This window comes from Modestobacter roseus, assembly GCF_007994135.1.
GTDB classification, from domain to species: Bacteria; Actinomycetota; Actinomycetes; order Mycobacteriales; family Geodermatophilaceae; genus Modestobacter; species Modestobacter roseus.
Map to the genome: position 1 here is coordinate 1,558,065 of NZ_VLKF01000001.1, position 13,496 is coordinate 1,571,560.

Annotated in this window: 13 protein-coding genes; 11 read left to right on the plus strand and 2 right to left on the minus strand. The window is 75.9% G+C overall.

The window, feature by feature from the left end:
- The first annotated feature begins 68 nt into the window (after positions 1-68).
- From JD78_RS07440 to JD78_RS07480, 9 genes are all read left to right on the plus strand, one after another.
- Positions 69-1,637: an MFS transporter gene (locus JD78_RS07440; RefSeq protein ID WP_153361684.1), complete on the plus strand. Its 1,569-nt coding sequence runs from the start codon at positions 69-71 to the stop codon at positions 1,635-1,637.
- A 233-nt stretch (positions 1,638-1,870) separates the two neighbouring features.
- Positions 1,871-2,785 carry an ATP-binding cassette domain-containing protein gene (locus JD78_RS07445; RefSeq protein ID WP_153361683.1) on the plus strand — a complete coding sequence of 305 codons (915 nt, stop codon included), beginning with the start codon at positions 1,871-1,873 and terminating at the stop codon, positions 2,783-2,785.
- Positions 2,782-3,585, plus strand: a complete 804-nt coding sequence (locus JD78_RS07450) for an ABC transporter permease (protein ID WP_166521056.1) — start codon at positions 2,782-2,784, stop codon at positions 3,583-3,585. Before JD78_RS07445 ends, JD78_RS07450 begins: the two co-directional genes overlap by 4 nt.
- A gap of 34 nt (positions 3,586-3,619) precedes the next feature.
- Positions 3,620-4,351, plus strand: coding sequence for a response regulator transcription factor (locus tag JD78_RS07455; RefSeq protein WP_341800129.1), 732 nt, complete (start codon positions 3,620-3,622; stop codon positions 4,349-4,351).
- On the plus strand, positions 4,348-5,841 hold the full coding sequence (locus JD78_RS07460) for a HAMP domain-containing sensor histidine kinase (protein WP_153361682.1): 1,494 nt from the start codon (positions 4,348-4,350) through the stop codon (positions 5,839-5,841). Before JD78_RS07455 ends, JD78_RS07460 begins: the two co-directional genes overlap by 4 nt.
- A 61-nt stretch (positions 5,842-5,902) precedes the next feature.
- Positions 5,903-6,406, plus strand: coding sequence for an Lrp/AsnC family transcriptional regulator (locus tag JD78_RS07465; RefSeq protein ID WP_153361681.1), 504 nt, complete (start codon positions 5,903-5,905; stop codon positions 6,404-6,406).
- A gap of 138 nt (positions 6,407-6,544) precedes the next feature.
- Entirely contained in the window at positions 6,545-7,693 is a 1,149-nt protein-coding gene (locus JD78_RS07470; protein WP_153361680.1) for a thiamine pyrophosphate-dependent enzyme, read from the plus strand.
- Entirely contained in the window at positions 7,690-8,733 is a 1,044-nt protein-coding gene (locus tag JD78_RS07475; protein WP_228395319.1) for an alpha-ketoacid dehydrogenase subunit beta, read from the plus strand. The genes JD78_RS07470 and JD78_RS07475 overlap by 4 nt, the downstream gene beginning before the upstream one ends.
- A gap of 1 nt (position 8,734) precedes the next feature.
- A complete protein-coding gene (locus JD78_RS07480; RefSeq protein ID WP_153361679.1) occupies positions 8,735-10,066 on the plus strand; it encodes a dihydrolipoamide acetyltransferase family protein in 1,332 nt (443 codons plus the stop codon).
- A gap of 9 nt (positions 10,067-10,075) precedes the next feature.
- On the opposite strand, the gene JD78_RS07485 is transcribed toward JD78_RS07480, so the two are convergent.
- Both JD78_RS07485 and paaK read right to left on the minus strand, forming a co-directional pair.
- The gene (locus JD78_RS07485) at positions 10,076-10,705 is read right to left on the minus strand and encodes a TetR/AcrR family transcriptional regulator (protein WP_243730996.1); all 630 of its coding nucleotides are present in this window, start codon (positions 10,703-10,705) and stop codon (positions 10,076-10,078) included.
- Positions 10,702-12,039, minus strand: a complete 1,338-nt coding sequence (gene paaK / locus JD78_RS07490) for a phenylacetate--CoA ligase PaaK (protein WP_153361678.1) — start codon at positions 12,037-12,039, stop codon at positions 10,702-10,704. Before paaK ends, JD78_RS07485 begins: the two co-directional genes overlap by 4 nt.
- An 82-nt stretch (positions 12,040-12,121) precedes the next feature.
- Between paaK and paaA the strand changes: the two genes are divergently transcribed.
- Positions 12,122-13,069 carry a 1,2-phenylacetyl-CoA epoxidase subunit PaaA gene (gene paaA, locus JD78_RS07495; protein ID WP_153361677.1) on the plus strand — a complete coding sequence of 316 codons (948 nt, stop codon included), beginning with the start codon at positions 12,122-12,124 and terminating at the stop codon, positions 13,067-13,069.
- Positions 13,062-13,427: a 1,2-phenylacetyl-CoA epoxidase subunit PaaB gene (gene paaB, locus JD78_RS07500; RefSeq protein ID WP_153361676.1), complete on the plus strand. Its 366-nt coding sequence runs from the start codon at positions 13,062-13,064 to the stop codon at positions 13,425-13,427. The genes paaA and paaB overlap by 8 nt, the downstream gene beginning before the upstream one ends.
- Positions 13,428-13,496 lie beyond the last annotated feature (69 nt).

Genomic DNA, 13,496 nt, shown 5'->3' on the forward strand with positions numbered 1-13,496 from the left:
CCCGCTCCTCCCCAGCGCCCGGACGCCGGTCCCGGCGCCGCTTCCCCCTGCCCTCCGGAGAGGACCCCATGAGCACCGACCTCCCTGCCCACCCGGCCGCGGACGCGCCCGTCACCGACCCCCGCCAGCGGCGCGCGATCCTGCTCGCGGCCTGCATCGCGCTGATGGCCGTCATCGCCTCGGTGTCCGGGCTGAACGTCGCCCAGCCCGACCTCGCCGTCGAGTTCGACGCCTCGCAGAGCGCCGTGCTGTGGATGATCAACGCCTACACGATCACCCTGGCGGCGTTGCTGCTCCCGCTCGGCGCGGTCGGCGACCGGTGGGGCCGGCGGCCGGTGCTGCTCACCGGGCTGGCGGTCTTCGGCCTCGCGAACGCCGCTGCCGGGCTCGCGCCCACGGCCGAGGTCGTGGTCGCCGCCCGGGTCCTCAGCGGGGTCGGCGCGGCGATGATCATGCCGGTCACCCTCGCCGTCATCACCGCCACCTTCCCCGAGGGCGAGCGCGCGAAGGGCATCGGCGTGTGGACCGCCGTCGCCGGGGGCGGCGGTATCCTCGGCATGTACCTGTCCGCGGTGCTGGTCGACGTGGAGACCTGGCGGTGGCTGTTCGTCCTGCCGATCGCGCTCGTCCTGGCCGCCGTCGTCCTGGCGCTGCGGTCGGTGCCGAACTCACGCGAGCCCGCCGGGCACCGGTTCGACGTCGTCGGCTCGCTGACCTCGGTGGTCGCCGTGCTCGGGCTCGTCGTCGCGCTGCACGAGGGGCCGGTGCTGGGGTGGACGGCGCCCGGCCCGCTGGTGAGCCTGCTCCTCGGCGTCGCCGCCGCCGTCGGCTTCGTCGGGTGGGAGCTCCGCCGGCCCGCCCCGCTGCTCGACGTCCGGCTCTTCCGCGAGCCCGGCCTGGCCAGCGGCTCGGTGTCGCTGCTGACCGTCTTCGGCGTCCAGGCGGGCATCTTCGTGGTGCTCTTCCCGTTCTTCCAGGCCGTGCTCGGCTGGTCGGCGCTGCGCTCGACCGTGGCGCTGCTGCCGATGGCGCTGCTGATGATGACCGCCTCGACCCTCGCGCCGCGGGTCGCGGCCCGGATCGGGAGCCGCGCGACGATGACCGCCGGGATCCTGCTCGGGGCGGGCGGCCTGGTGTCCATGGCGGCCCTCGTCTCCGTCGACGGCGGCTACCGCTCGGTGCTGGCCGGGTTGCTGACCATGGGCCTGGGCATGGGCCTGTCGATGACGCCGTCCACCGAGGCGATCACCGCGGCGCTGCCCCGCGAGCGGCAGGGCGTGGCCTCCGCCCTCAACGACGTCACCCGCGAGCTCGGGACCGCGCTGGGCGTCGCGCTGCTGGGCGCGGTGCTGTCCGCCGGGTACCGCAGCGCCGTGGGCACCCGGCTCGACGGGCTCACCGACGTCCCCGGCGGCACCGCCGACACGGCCCGTGCGGGGGTGGCCACCGCGCTCGCGGCCGCCGAGCAGGCCGGCCCGCAGGCGCAGGCGCTCGTCCGCGCGGCGCAGGAGTCCTTCGTCGACGGCTGGCAGCAGGCGATGTGGGCGGGCGCCGCCGTGCTGGCCGCCCTCGCCGTCCTGGTGGCGCTGCGCGGCCCGCGGACCGGGGCGCCCCGGCCGGCGGCTGCCCCGCGCTGACCTCCGGGCCGGTCGGCCGGGGAGGTCGGCCTCGGCCGCCCCGCGCGCCGTCCTCGTCGCCGTCGTCACGGTCGTCGCCGCTCCCGCGCTGGACCGGCACCGCGACCGGTCGCAGAGTCCCCTGGGAACCTCCGGCCGCCACGTGCGGCGACGGGCGGTTCGTCGTCCCCACTCCCAGATCTCTCCCTGGACCTCCCAGGAGCCGGCCAGCGCGACCGGCCACGCTCCCGGCCATGACGACGATCGAGGTACGGGGGCTGACCAAGCGGTACGGCCCGCAGACCGTGGTGGACGACCTGACGTTCACCGTCGAGCCCGGGCAGGTGACCGGCTTCCTCGGCCCCAACGGGGCGGGCAAGTCGACGACGATGAAGATGATCATGGGCCTGGTGGCGCCGACCCACGGCGCGGCCACCATCGGCGGCCGCCGCCACGGCGACCTCCGCTCACCGTTGACCGAGGTGGGGGCGCTGCTCGACGCGTCCGCCGTGCACCCCGGCCGGACGGCGTACGACCACCTGCTGGCGCTGGCGGTGAGCAACGGCCTCCCCCGCGACCGGGTCGACCGGGCGCTGTCCCGCACCGGCCTGGAGAGCGTGGCGGGCCGGCGGGCCGGCGGCTTCTCGCTGGGCATGCGCCAGCGGCTGGGCATCGCGGCCACGCTGCTCGGCGACCCGCGCGTGCTGCTGTTCGACGAGCCGGTGAACGGCCTGGACCCCGAGGGCATCCGCTGGATCCGGGAGTTCATGCGCTCGCTGGCCGCCGAGGGCCGCACGGTGCTCGTGTCCAGCCACCTGATGAGCGAGATGGCGCAGACCGCCGACCACCTCGTCGTCGTCGGCCGCGGGCGGCTGATCGCCGACACCGGCATCGGCGACCTCGTGCGCGCCGCCGGCGCGGGCACCGTGCTCGTCCGCACCGACGAGGCCGGCACCTTCGCCCGGCGGCTGACCGCCGCCGGGGCCACCGTGCGTGAGGCGCCCGAGGCCGCGCTGGTCGTCTCCGGCCTGACCGGGGAGGAGATCGGCCGGCTCGCCGCCCGGTCCGGCACCGCGCTCAGCGAGCTCACCCCCCAGGTCCCCTCGCTGGAGGACGCCTTCATGGAGCTGACCCGGGACAGCGTCGAGTACGCAGGGGCGGCGGCGTGAGCGCCCGGGTCGACGCCCCGGCGCCGCGCGCCGGCTTCGCGCACGCCGTCGGCGCGGAGTGGGTCAAGTTCCGCAGCCTGCGCTCCACCTGGGCCACCCTGGCCGGCCTCTTCGCCGTCGCCCTCGGCGTCACCGCGCTGTCGATGGGATCGGCCCGGGAGCTGCACGCCGAGACGCTCGCCGGCGGTGACGTGTGGGATCCGACGAACGTCAGCCTGACCTCCTACCTGGTGGCGCAGCTGGTCATCGGCGTGCTGGGCATCCTGGTCGTCACCTCGGAGTACGCCACCGGGCTGATCCAGACGTCGCTGGCCGCCACGCCCGCCCGCGCCCGGTTGCTCGGCGCCAAGGTCGTGCTGGCGGCCGCCGTGTCCCTCGTGGCCGGGCAGGCGCTCGCGTTCGCCGCCTTCTCCCTGGGCCAGCTGCTGCTGCGCGCGCAGGACGTGCCCAGCGCCTCCCTCGGTGACCCCGGCGTGCTCGCCGCGGTGACCGGTGGCGGCCTCTACCTCGCCGCGATCGCCCTGCTGTCGGTCGGTCTGGGCGCGCTCCTGCGGGCCACGGCCGGCGCGCTCGCCACCCTGGTCGGCATCGTGTTCCTCGTGCCCGCGATGGCCGGGCTCCTCCCCTCCTGGCTGCAGGGCCTGGTCCACTACTGGCCCAGCACGGGCGCGGCAGCGGTCATGGCCGTCGCCCCGGTGCCCGGCGAGCCCGACCCGTGGCTGAACCTGGGCGGGCTGTACCTCGGGGTCGCCGCGGTGCTGGCCGCCGCCGTCGTCGTCTTCCGACGGCGCGACGTGTGAGCCGGCCCGCGCTCGGGTGCCTACCCTGTCCGCCGTGGACCGGGCCGGCGCGGCGATGACGTCCCGCGGCGGCGGGGAGCGGCTGCTCGTGGTGGAGGACGACGCCACCGTCCGGGAGCTGCTCGCCGCCGCCCTGCGCTTCGCCGGCTTCACCGTGGCCTCCGCCGCGACCGGGGCCGAGGCCTTGGCCGCGGGGACCACGGAGCCACCGGACCTGGTGCTGCTGGACGTGATGCTCCCCGACGTGGACGGCTTCGAGGTGGTGCGGCGGCTGCGGGAACTGCGCGTCGACGGCGGCCACGGGCCGGTGCCGGTCCTCTTCCTCACCGCCCGGGACGGGCAGACGGACAAGGTCACCGGCCTCACCCTCGGCGCCGACGACTACGTGACCAAGCCCTTCGACCTCGAGGAGCTCGTCGTCCGGATCCGCGCCGTCCTGCGCCGGACCAACGGGCACCGGAGCGACGTGCTCACCGTGGGCACGCTGGCGCTGGACACCGACGGGCACCAGGTGACCCGGGCCGGCCGGCCGGTGCGCCTGTCCCCGACGGAGTTCCGGCTGCTGCGCCACCTGATGGAGAACGCCGGCCGGGTGGTGACCAAGGCGCAGGTCCTCGACCGGGTCTGGCACTACGACTTCAACGGCGACGCCAGCATCGTCGACACCTACATCTCCTACCTGCGGCGCAAGGTGGACACCGAGGAGCCCCGGCTGATCCAGACCGTGCACGGGGTGGGCTACGTGCTGCGCGAGCCCCGGCGGTGAGGTCCCCGCTCCGCCGGCTGTCACTGCGCGCGCGGTTGCTGCTGGTCACCGCCGGGCTGCTGCTGGCCGGGCTCGCGCTGATCGGCGTCGTCGTCTCCGAGCAGCTGCAGCGGCACCAGCTCGACCGGCTCGACGCCCAGCTCGGGTCGCTGACCGCCCTGGTGGCCCGGGCCGCGCCCACCGGGCCGGTCCCGGACGGCGGCGCCGCACCCCGTGCCGAGCTGCTCGACCCGGCCCTCGAACTCGTCGGTGCGCCGTACGTCGTGTACCTGGACGCCGACGGCGAGGTGGTGGACGGGCTCCTCTCCTCGGGGTTGACCGGCTCGGGGTTGACCGGCTCCGCGTTGACCGGCTCCGCGCTGCCGGCGCCCGCGCGGCTGCGGGAGGTGCCCACCGACGGTTCGGCCGTCGACCTGCCGGCCGCGGACGGGTCGGGGCGCTGGCGGGCCGCCGCCCGGCCCACCGGCGACGGCCGCGGGGTGGTGGTCGCGGCGGCGCCGCTCGCCGAGCTGGACGCCACCGTCGACCGGCTGCGGACCGCCAGCGTCGTCGGCGGGCTGGTGCTGCTCGGGCTGCTGAGCGCGGTCGGCTGGTTCGCGCTCGGCCGGGGGCTGCGGCCGCTGCGGCGGATCGAGACCACGGCGGCGGCGATCGCCGACGGCGACCTCACCCGGCGGGTGCCCGCCCTGGCACCGTCGAGTACCGAGATCGGGCACCTCGGCGGGTCGCTGAACACCATGTTCGGCCAGCTGGAACGGGCCTTCGCCGACCGGGCGGCGGCCGAGGCGCGGATGCGGACCTTCGTCGAGGACGTCAGCCACGAGCTGCGCACCCCGCTGTTCGGCATCAGCGGCACAACGGAGCTGTACCGGATGGGTGCGCTGCCCGAGCGGGCCGACGTCGACCGGGCGATGTCCCGCATCGCCGGGGAGGCCGCCCGGCTCACCGCGCTGACCCAGGACCTGCTGCTCCTCGCCCAGCTCGACCAGACCCTGGAGGCCCAGCTGGACCGGGCACCGATGGACCTGCGCACCCTGGCCACCGAGGCGCGGCTGGAGCTGCACGCCCTCGACCCGGAGCGTTCGGTGCGGCTGACCGGGCCGGGCGGTTCCGGCGCGCCCGGCCCGGCACCGGTCACCGCCGACGAGGCGCGGCTGCGCCAGGTGGTGACCAACCTCGTCGGCAACGCCGCCGCGCACACACCCCCGGGCTCGCCGGTGCGCATCGGCGTGGGCACCGTGGGCGGCCGCGCCGTGCTCGACGTCGTCGACGAGGGCCCGGGGATGACCGCCGAGCAGGCGGCCCAGGCCTTCGACCGCTTCTACCGCGCCGACCCGTCGCGGAGCCGGGCCGGCGGCGCCAGCGCCGGGCTCGGGCTGGCGATCGCCCGGTCCCTGGCCCGGGCCTCCGGGGGCGACGTCGAGCTGGTCACCGCCCCGGGCGCAGGGGCGCGCTTCCGGCTCACCCTGCCGGTGCCGCACCAGCACTGACGCCGGCCCTCCCCGCCCGGTGCGCGACCACCGGTGCAGGGACGTGGGTCACACTGCTGCGGTGACCCAGCCGCCGCCGTCCCGCCCCCCGGCTCCGGCTGCCGGCCTCGACGACGTCGACCGGCGGATCGTGGCGGCCCTGCGGGCGGACGCCCGGCTGTCGGTCCGCGCGCTGGCCGAGCAGGTGCACGCCTCGCGCGCCGCGGTGCACGCCCGCGTCCAGCGGCTGGAGCGCGACGGCGTGCTGACCGGCTGGTCGGCCCGGGTCGACCCCGCGCGGCTCGGGCTGACGGTCACCGCGTTCGTCAACCTGCGCATCGCCCAGCACGCCTGGAAGGACGTCCGGGAGCGGATCGGCGCCATCCCCGAGGTCTGGCACGCCGCGCTGGTCTCCGGTGACCACGACCTGGTGCTGCTGGTGCGCACCTCCGACGCCGGGGCGCTGCGCGACCTGGTGCTGAACACCCTGCAGGCCATCCCCGGGGTGCGTGGCACCGAGACGGTGCTGGTGCTCGACGAACTGGGCGATCCGCTGGCCGGACAACCGGCGCGTCCCCGGGCCTGAGGCCGACCGCGCGTCCGGCCGCGGCGGCCCCGGCAGGCGCCGGGGTCCGCGCGTCCGGGACCTGCCCGCTGCTCTGGACGGGTGATCATCCCGGTCGCAGAGTGTGTGACACAGGTCGCACTTCTCGCGGAGGTCGTCATGGCCGCTCCCCCGGTCCAGCAGTCCCACCCCGACGACCTCGTTCGCGAGCTGGCCGGTCCACCGGGGTGGGACCTGCTGCCCACCGCCGAGCCGCTCCAGCTGGTCGGCCCCACCGGGGAGCAGGTCGGCTCGCAGCTCCGGCTGCCCGCCGACGACGTGCTGCTCGACCTGCACCGGCGCATGGTGCTCGGCCGGCGGTTCGACGCCCAGGCCACCGCGCTCACCCGGCAGGGGCGGCTGGCCGTCTACCCCTCCTCGCGCGGCCAGGAGGCCTGCCAGGTCACCGCCGCCACCGTGCTGCGACCCCAGGACTGGCTGTTCCCCACCTACCGGGACTCGGTCGCCGTCGTGACCCGCGGGGTCGACCCGCTGGAGACCCTGACGCAGTTCCGCGGCGACTGGCACACCGGGTTCGACCCGTACGCGCACCGGGTCGCGCCCCAGTGCACCCCCCTGGCCACCAACACCCTGCACGCCGTGGGCCTGGCGCACGCCGCCCGGCTGCAGGGCCAGGACACCGTCGCGCTGGTGCTGCTCGGGGACGGGGCCACCAGCGAGGGGGACACCGCGGAGGCGCTCACCTGCGCGGGGGTGTGGCGGGCGCCGGTGGTCTTCCTGGTGCAGAACAACGGCTACGCGATCAGCGTGCCGCTGGCCAAGCAGACCGCCGCCCCGTCACTGGCGCACAAGGGGGTCGGGCACGGGGTCCCCGGCGTGCTCGTCGACGGCAACGACGCCGCGGCGCTGCACGCCGTGCTCACCGCCGCGGTGGCCCGCGCGGCGGCCGGGGGCGGGCCGACGCTGGTCGAGGCGCGCACGTACCGGATGGAGGCGCACACCAACGCCGACGACGCCACCCGCTACCGCAGCGCGGAGGAGGTGGCCGCCTGGCGCGACCGCGACCCGATCACCCGGCTGGAGTGCCTGCTCACCGACCGCGGGCTGCTGGACGCCCCCGCGCGCGAGGCCCTGTCCGCCGAGGCCGAGCAGCTCGCCGCGCTGGTGCGCGAGGGGACGACCCAGGAGGCCGAAGCGGACCCGCTGGCCCTGTTCGACCACGTGTACGCCGAGCCCACCGCGCAGCTGCGCGCCCAGCGGCAGCTGCTGGCCGAGGAGCTCGCGGCGCCGGCCGGGGACGACCGGTGACCGCCACCCTCCCGGCGACCGCGGAGGCCACGGCCGCCACCCCGGTGACCATGGCCGGGGCGCTGAACCGGGCGCTGGCCGACGCGCTGGCCGAGGACGAGCGGGTCGTCGTCTTCGGCGAGGACGTCGCAACGCTCGGTGGCGTCTTCCGGGTCACCGACGGCCTGGCCGACCGGTTCGGCGAGCGGCGGGTGTTCGACACCCCGCTGGCCGAGAGCGCGATCGTCGGCACCGCGATCGGCATGGCGATGGCCGGGCTGCGGCCGGTGGTCGAGATGCAGTTCGACGCGTTCGCCTACCCCGCCTTCGAGCAGGTCACCAGCCACCTGGCCAAGCTGCGCAACCGCACCCGCGGGCGGGTGGGCGCGCCGGTGGTGATCCGGGTGCCCTACGGCGGCGGGATCGGCGGGGTGGAGCACCACTCGGACTCCTCCGAGGCGTACTACACCCACACCCCCGGTCTGCGCGTCGTGGCCCCGGGCACCCCGGGCGACGCCTACGACCTGCTGCGGGCCGCCATCGACTGCCCCGACCCGGTGGTGTTCCTGGAGCCCAAGCGCCGGTACTGGAGCAAGGAGACGACCACCCTGGGCGCCGACCCGCTGCCGGTCGACCGGGCCGCCGTCCGCCGCCCCGGCGCGGACGTCACGCTGATCGCCTACGGCGGCATGCTCGCCACCGCGCTGGAGGCGGCCGAGGCCGCCACCGAGGAGGGCTGGGACGTCGAGGTCGTCGACCTCCGGTCGCTGTCGCCGTTCGACGACGAGACGGTCACCGCCTCCGTCCGGCGCACCGGGCGCGCGGTCGTCGTCCACGAGGCGCAGGGCTTCGGGGGCTACGGCGCGGAGGTCGCCGCCCGGGTCACCGAGCAGTGCTTCCACCACCTGGCCGCGCCGGTGCTGCGGGTCACCGGCCTGGACGTGCCCTACCCACCGCCCCGGCTGGAGCAGCACCACCTGCCCAGCGTCGACCGGGTGCTCGACGCCATCGCACGGCTGCAGTGGGACGACGAGGTCGTCCCCGCACGGACGGAGCACTGACGTGCCGGTCTTCCTGCTGCCGGACCTCGGCGAAGGCCTCACCGAGGCGGCGATCGTGACCTGGCTGGTCGAGGAGGGCGACACGGTGGCCGTCGACCAGCCGGTCGTGGAGGTCGAGACGGCGAAGGCCGCCGTCGAGGTGCCGGTCCCCTTCGCCGGCGTGGTCACCCGCCGGCACGGGACACCGGGCGCCACCCTCGCGGTCGGCTCCCCGCTGCTGGAGGTGCAGCCGGCCGGGTTCGACGAGCCCGGCGTCGTGACGCCGGCGCCGACCGCCCAGGCGCCTCGGGGCAGCCGGCAGACAGGCAGCGAGCAGTCAGGCAGCGAGCAAACAGGCAGCGAGGAGGGCTCGGGCAGCGTGCTGATCGGCTACGGGACGTCGGCCGCCCCACCCCGGCGTGCGGGCCGGCGGCGGCACCGGCGGCCGGTGTCCGACCCGGTGACCGCCGGGCGGCCCGCCGCCGCACCCGCCGTCATCTCCCCGATCGTCCGGAAGCTCGCCCGGGCCGGCGGGCTCGACCTGCGCGAGCTGACCGGCAGCGGCTTCGGCGGCACGATCACCCGCCGGGACGTCGAGGGGGCGCTGACCGCCCGCACCGGGCCGCCCGCACCGGAGCCGCCGGTCAGGGACGCGCCCGACGAACCCGGGGTCCGCCGGGTGCCGCTGACCGGCGTCCGGAAGGCCACGGCGGACAAGCTGAGCCGCTCCCGCCGGGAGATCCCCGAGGCGACGGTCTGGGTCGACGTCGACGCCACCGAGCTGCTCGCCGCCCGGGCGAGCCTGACCGCGGCGGCGCCGGACCGGCCGGTGGGGCTGCTGGCCCTGCTCGCCCGCTTCGCCCTGCTGGGGCTGCGCCGGTTCCCCGAGCTCAACGGCCGGGTCGAGGGGGACGAGCTCGTGCTCCCCGACGCCGTCCACCTCGGGTTCGCCGCGCAGACCGACCGCGGGCTGGTGGTGCCCGTGGTGCGGGACGCCCACCGGCTGACCACCCGCGACCTGTCCGCGGCGCTGGCCGACCGCACGGCGCGGGCCCGCGCCGGGCGCCTCGCCCCGGCGGACCTCTCCGGCGGCACGTTCACCGTGAACAACCACGGCGTCTTCGGCCTCGACGGAGCGGCCGCGATCATCAACCACCCGGAGATCGCGATCCTGGGCATCGGGCGGGTCGTCCCCCGGCCGTGGGTGGTCGACGGGGAGCTCGCGGTCCGGTCGGTCGCCCAGCTGGGGCTGGCCTTCGACCACCGGGCCTGCGACGGCGGCACCGCCGGCGGGTTCCTGCGGTTCGTGGCCGACTGCGTGGAGTCGCCGGTGCGCGCGCTCGGGGACCTCTGAGGCCCGCGCTCAGCGGGTGCGCAGCCCCGCGAAGGCGGTCGTGACCACCGCGTCGGCCAGCGCGCCGGCGCTCAGCTCCCCACCGGGGCGGTACCACTCGGTGAGCGAGTTGACGGTGCCGAACAGCAGCCGGCCGGTGACCGCCGGGTCGACGTCGGGCCGGACGTCGCCCTCGGCCACCGCCGCCCGCACCAGCCCGGTGACCACGTGGTCGAACTCCCGGCGCCGCGCCAGCGCCGCGCGCTCGACGTCGGTGTTGCCGCGCACCCGCAGCAGCAGCGTGACGAACGGCAACCGCTCGGTGAGCACCCGCACCGAGCCGCGGACGACGTGCTCGAGCCGGTCGACGGCCGGCCCGCGGGTGGCGCCCGGCTCGCCGGTCACGGCGAACAGGTCGTCCAGCGCCCGGTCCAGTGCCAGCCGCAGCAGCTCGACCTTGCTCGGCACGTGGTGGTAGATCGCGGACTTGGTCACCCCGAGCCGGCCGGCGATCTCGTCCATGGTCGTCGCGTCGTAGCCGCGCTCGATGAAGACCGCGACCGCCACCTCCAGCAGCGAGTCCAGCGAGTGCCCGGGGCGGCCCCGCCGCGCCACCGCACCCGAGCTCACCGCACCCGAGGTCACCGCACCCGAGGTCACGTCCGCCGCCGGTTGTCGGTCATGCGCTGCAGTTTGCCCAACGACCGCGGCAGCGTGTCCGGGTCGACCACCAGCACCTCGATCGTCGAGCCCACGACGTCCTTGACGCCGCGCGTCACCTCCGCCGCCGCGTCCGCACGCCGCCCGGCCGGGCAGTCGGGGCGGGCCTCGACCCGGCAGACCAGGTGGTCCAGCCGGCCCCGGGTGGTCAGCTCCAGGGCGAAGTGCGGCGACAGCCCCGGCGTGCCGAGCACGACCTCCTCGATCTGGGTCGGGAAGAGGTTCACCCCGCGCAGCACGATCATGTCGTCGGTGCGCCCGGTGATCCGGGCCATCCGCCGCATCCCGGGCCGGGCGGTGCCGGGCAGCAAGCGGGTCAGGTCGCGGGTGCGGTAGCGGACCACCGGCATCGCCCGCTTGGTGAGCGAGGTGAACACCAGCTCGCCCTCCTCGCCGTCCGGGAGCACGTCACCGGTGACCGGGTCGATCACCTCGGGCAGGAAGTGGTCCTCCCAGACGTGCAGCCCGTCCTTGGTCTCGACGCACTCCTGGGCCACACCCGGGCCCATCACCTCCGACAGCCCGTAGACGTCGACGGCGTCGATCCCGAGCCGCTCCTCGATCTCCCCGCGCATCTGCTCGGTCCACGGCTCGGCGCCGAGGATGCCGATCTCCGCCGAGCTCGACCGGGGGTCCAGGCCCTGCCGCTCGAACTCGTCGATCACCGTCAGCGCGTAGGACGGCGTCATCATCAGCACCCGCGGGCGGAAGTCGGTGATCAGCTGGACCTGGCGCGGGGTCATGCCGCCGGAGACCGGGACGACGGTGCAGCCCAGCGCCTCCGCCCCGGCGTGCGCGCCCAGCCCGCCGGTGAACAGCCCGTAGCCGTACGCGTTGTGCAGCAGGTCGCCCGGCCGGCCACCGGCCGCCCGGATGGACCGGGCCATCAGCCCCGCCCACGTGGTGAGGTCCTCGGCCGTGTAGCCGACGACGGTGGGCCGGCCGGTGGTGCCCGAGGAGGCGTGCACCCGCCGCACCTGCTCCCGGGGGACGGCGAACATGCCGAACGGGTACTCCTCCCGCAGGTCGGCCTTGCCGGTCAGCGGGAAGCGGGCCAGGTCGGCGGGGTCACGGCAGTCGTCGGGGTGCACGCCGGCCGCGTCGAAGGCCCGCCGGTGGTGCGGCACGTTGTCGTAGGCGTGCCGCAGCGACCAGCGCAGCCGGGTCAGCTGCAGTGCCCGCAGCTCGTCCGCGCCCATCCGCTCGGCCGCGTCCAGGGTGCCCGGGTCCGGTGCCCCGCCCCGCCGTCCCGCACGACCGTCCGCCACCGTCATCCCGGCCTCCGCCTGCCGCTTGTGTGCTGCGTCACTGCGCGGCACACTATTACCGACCGCCCGGTCAGTAAATGGAGGAGCGATGTCCGCGCCGACCCTCTCGACCCGCGAGGCCGACCTGCAGGAGCACTTCGCGGCGACGATCGCCGCCGACCGCCGGATCGAGCCCCGCGACTGGATGCCCGAGGGCTACCGGAAGACGCTCGTGCGGCAGATCGCCCAGCACGCGCACTCGGAGATCATCGGGATGCAGCCGGAGGGTGACTGGCTGCTGGCCGCACCCAGCCTGCGGCGCAAGGCGGTGCTGCTGGCCAAGGTGCAGGACGAGGCCGGCCACGGCCTGTACCTGTACGCCGCCGCCGAGACGCTCGGCGCCGACCGGGCCGACCTCACCGACAAGCTGATCGAGGGCCGGCAGAAGTACAGCTCGATCTTCAACTACCCCACGCTGACCTACGCCGACGTCGGCGTCATCGGCTGGCTGGTCGACGGCGCGGCCATCTGCAACCAGGTGCCGCTGTGCCGCTCCTCCTACGGGCCCTACGCCCGGGCGATGATCCGGGTCTGCAAGGAGGAGTCCTTCCACCAGCGGCAGGGCTACGAGCTGCTGCTGACCATGATGGGCGGCACCGACGAGCAGCGGGCGATGGTGCAGGACGCCGTCGACCGGTGGTGGTGGCCGTCGCTGATGATGTTCGGCCCGCCGGACGCCGACAGCCCGAACTCGGCGCAGTCGATGGCCTGGGGCATCAAGCGACACGGCAACGACGAGCTGCGCCAGCGGTTCGTGGACATGAGCGTGCCGCAGGCCGAGGTGCTGGGCGTGACGCTCCCCGACCCGGACCTGCACTGGGACAGCGAGGCCGGGCACTGGCGGTTCGGCCCGATCGACTGGGAGCACTTCCGCCAGGTGCTCGCCGGCGACGGACCGTGCAACGCCGAGCGGATCGCCCGCCGCCGGGCCGCCCGCGACGACAACGCCTGGGTCACCGAAGCCGCCACGGCGTTCGCGAGCAGGCACGGTGGCTGACCTCACCGCCGAGGGCGGGCACGGCGCGGTCCCCACCGGGCCGCAGGTGCCGGTCCAGCCGCAGCGCGCCACCACCCGCCGCGACTGGCCGCTGTACGAGGTGTTCGTGCGCGGCAAGCGCGGGCTCAACCACGTGCACGTCGGCTCGCTGCACGCTCCCGACGACGAGATGGCCGTCCACGCGGCGCGCGACGTCTACACCCGGCGCAACGAGGGCGTGAGCATCTGGGTGGTGCGGGCGGCGGACATCACCGCGTCCAGCCCCGACGAGAAGGACCCGATGTTCGCCCCCAGCGGCGACAAGGTCTACCGGCACCCGACGTTCTACGAGCTCCCCGACGACGTCCCGCACATCTAGAAGGACCTCCTCCCTCCCGGCGACGCTCGTTCCGCGCATCGCGGGTCCCTGGGAGGGGGCCGCCCTGAG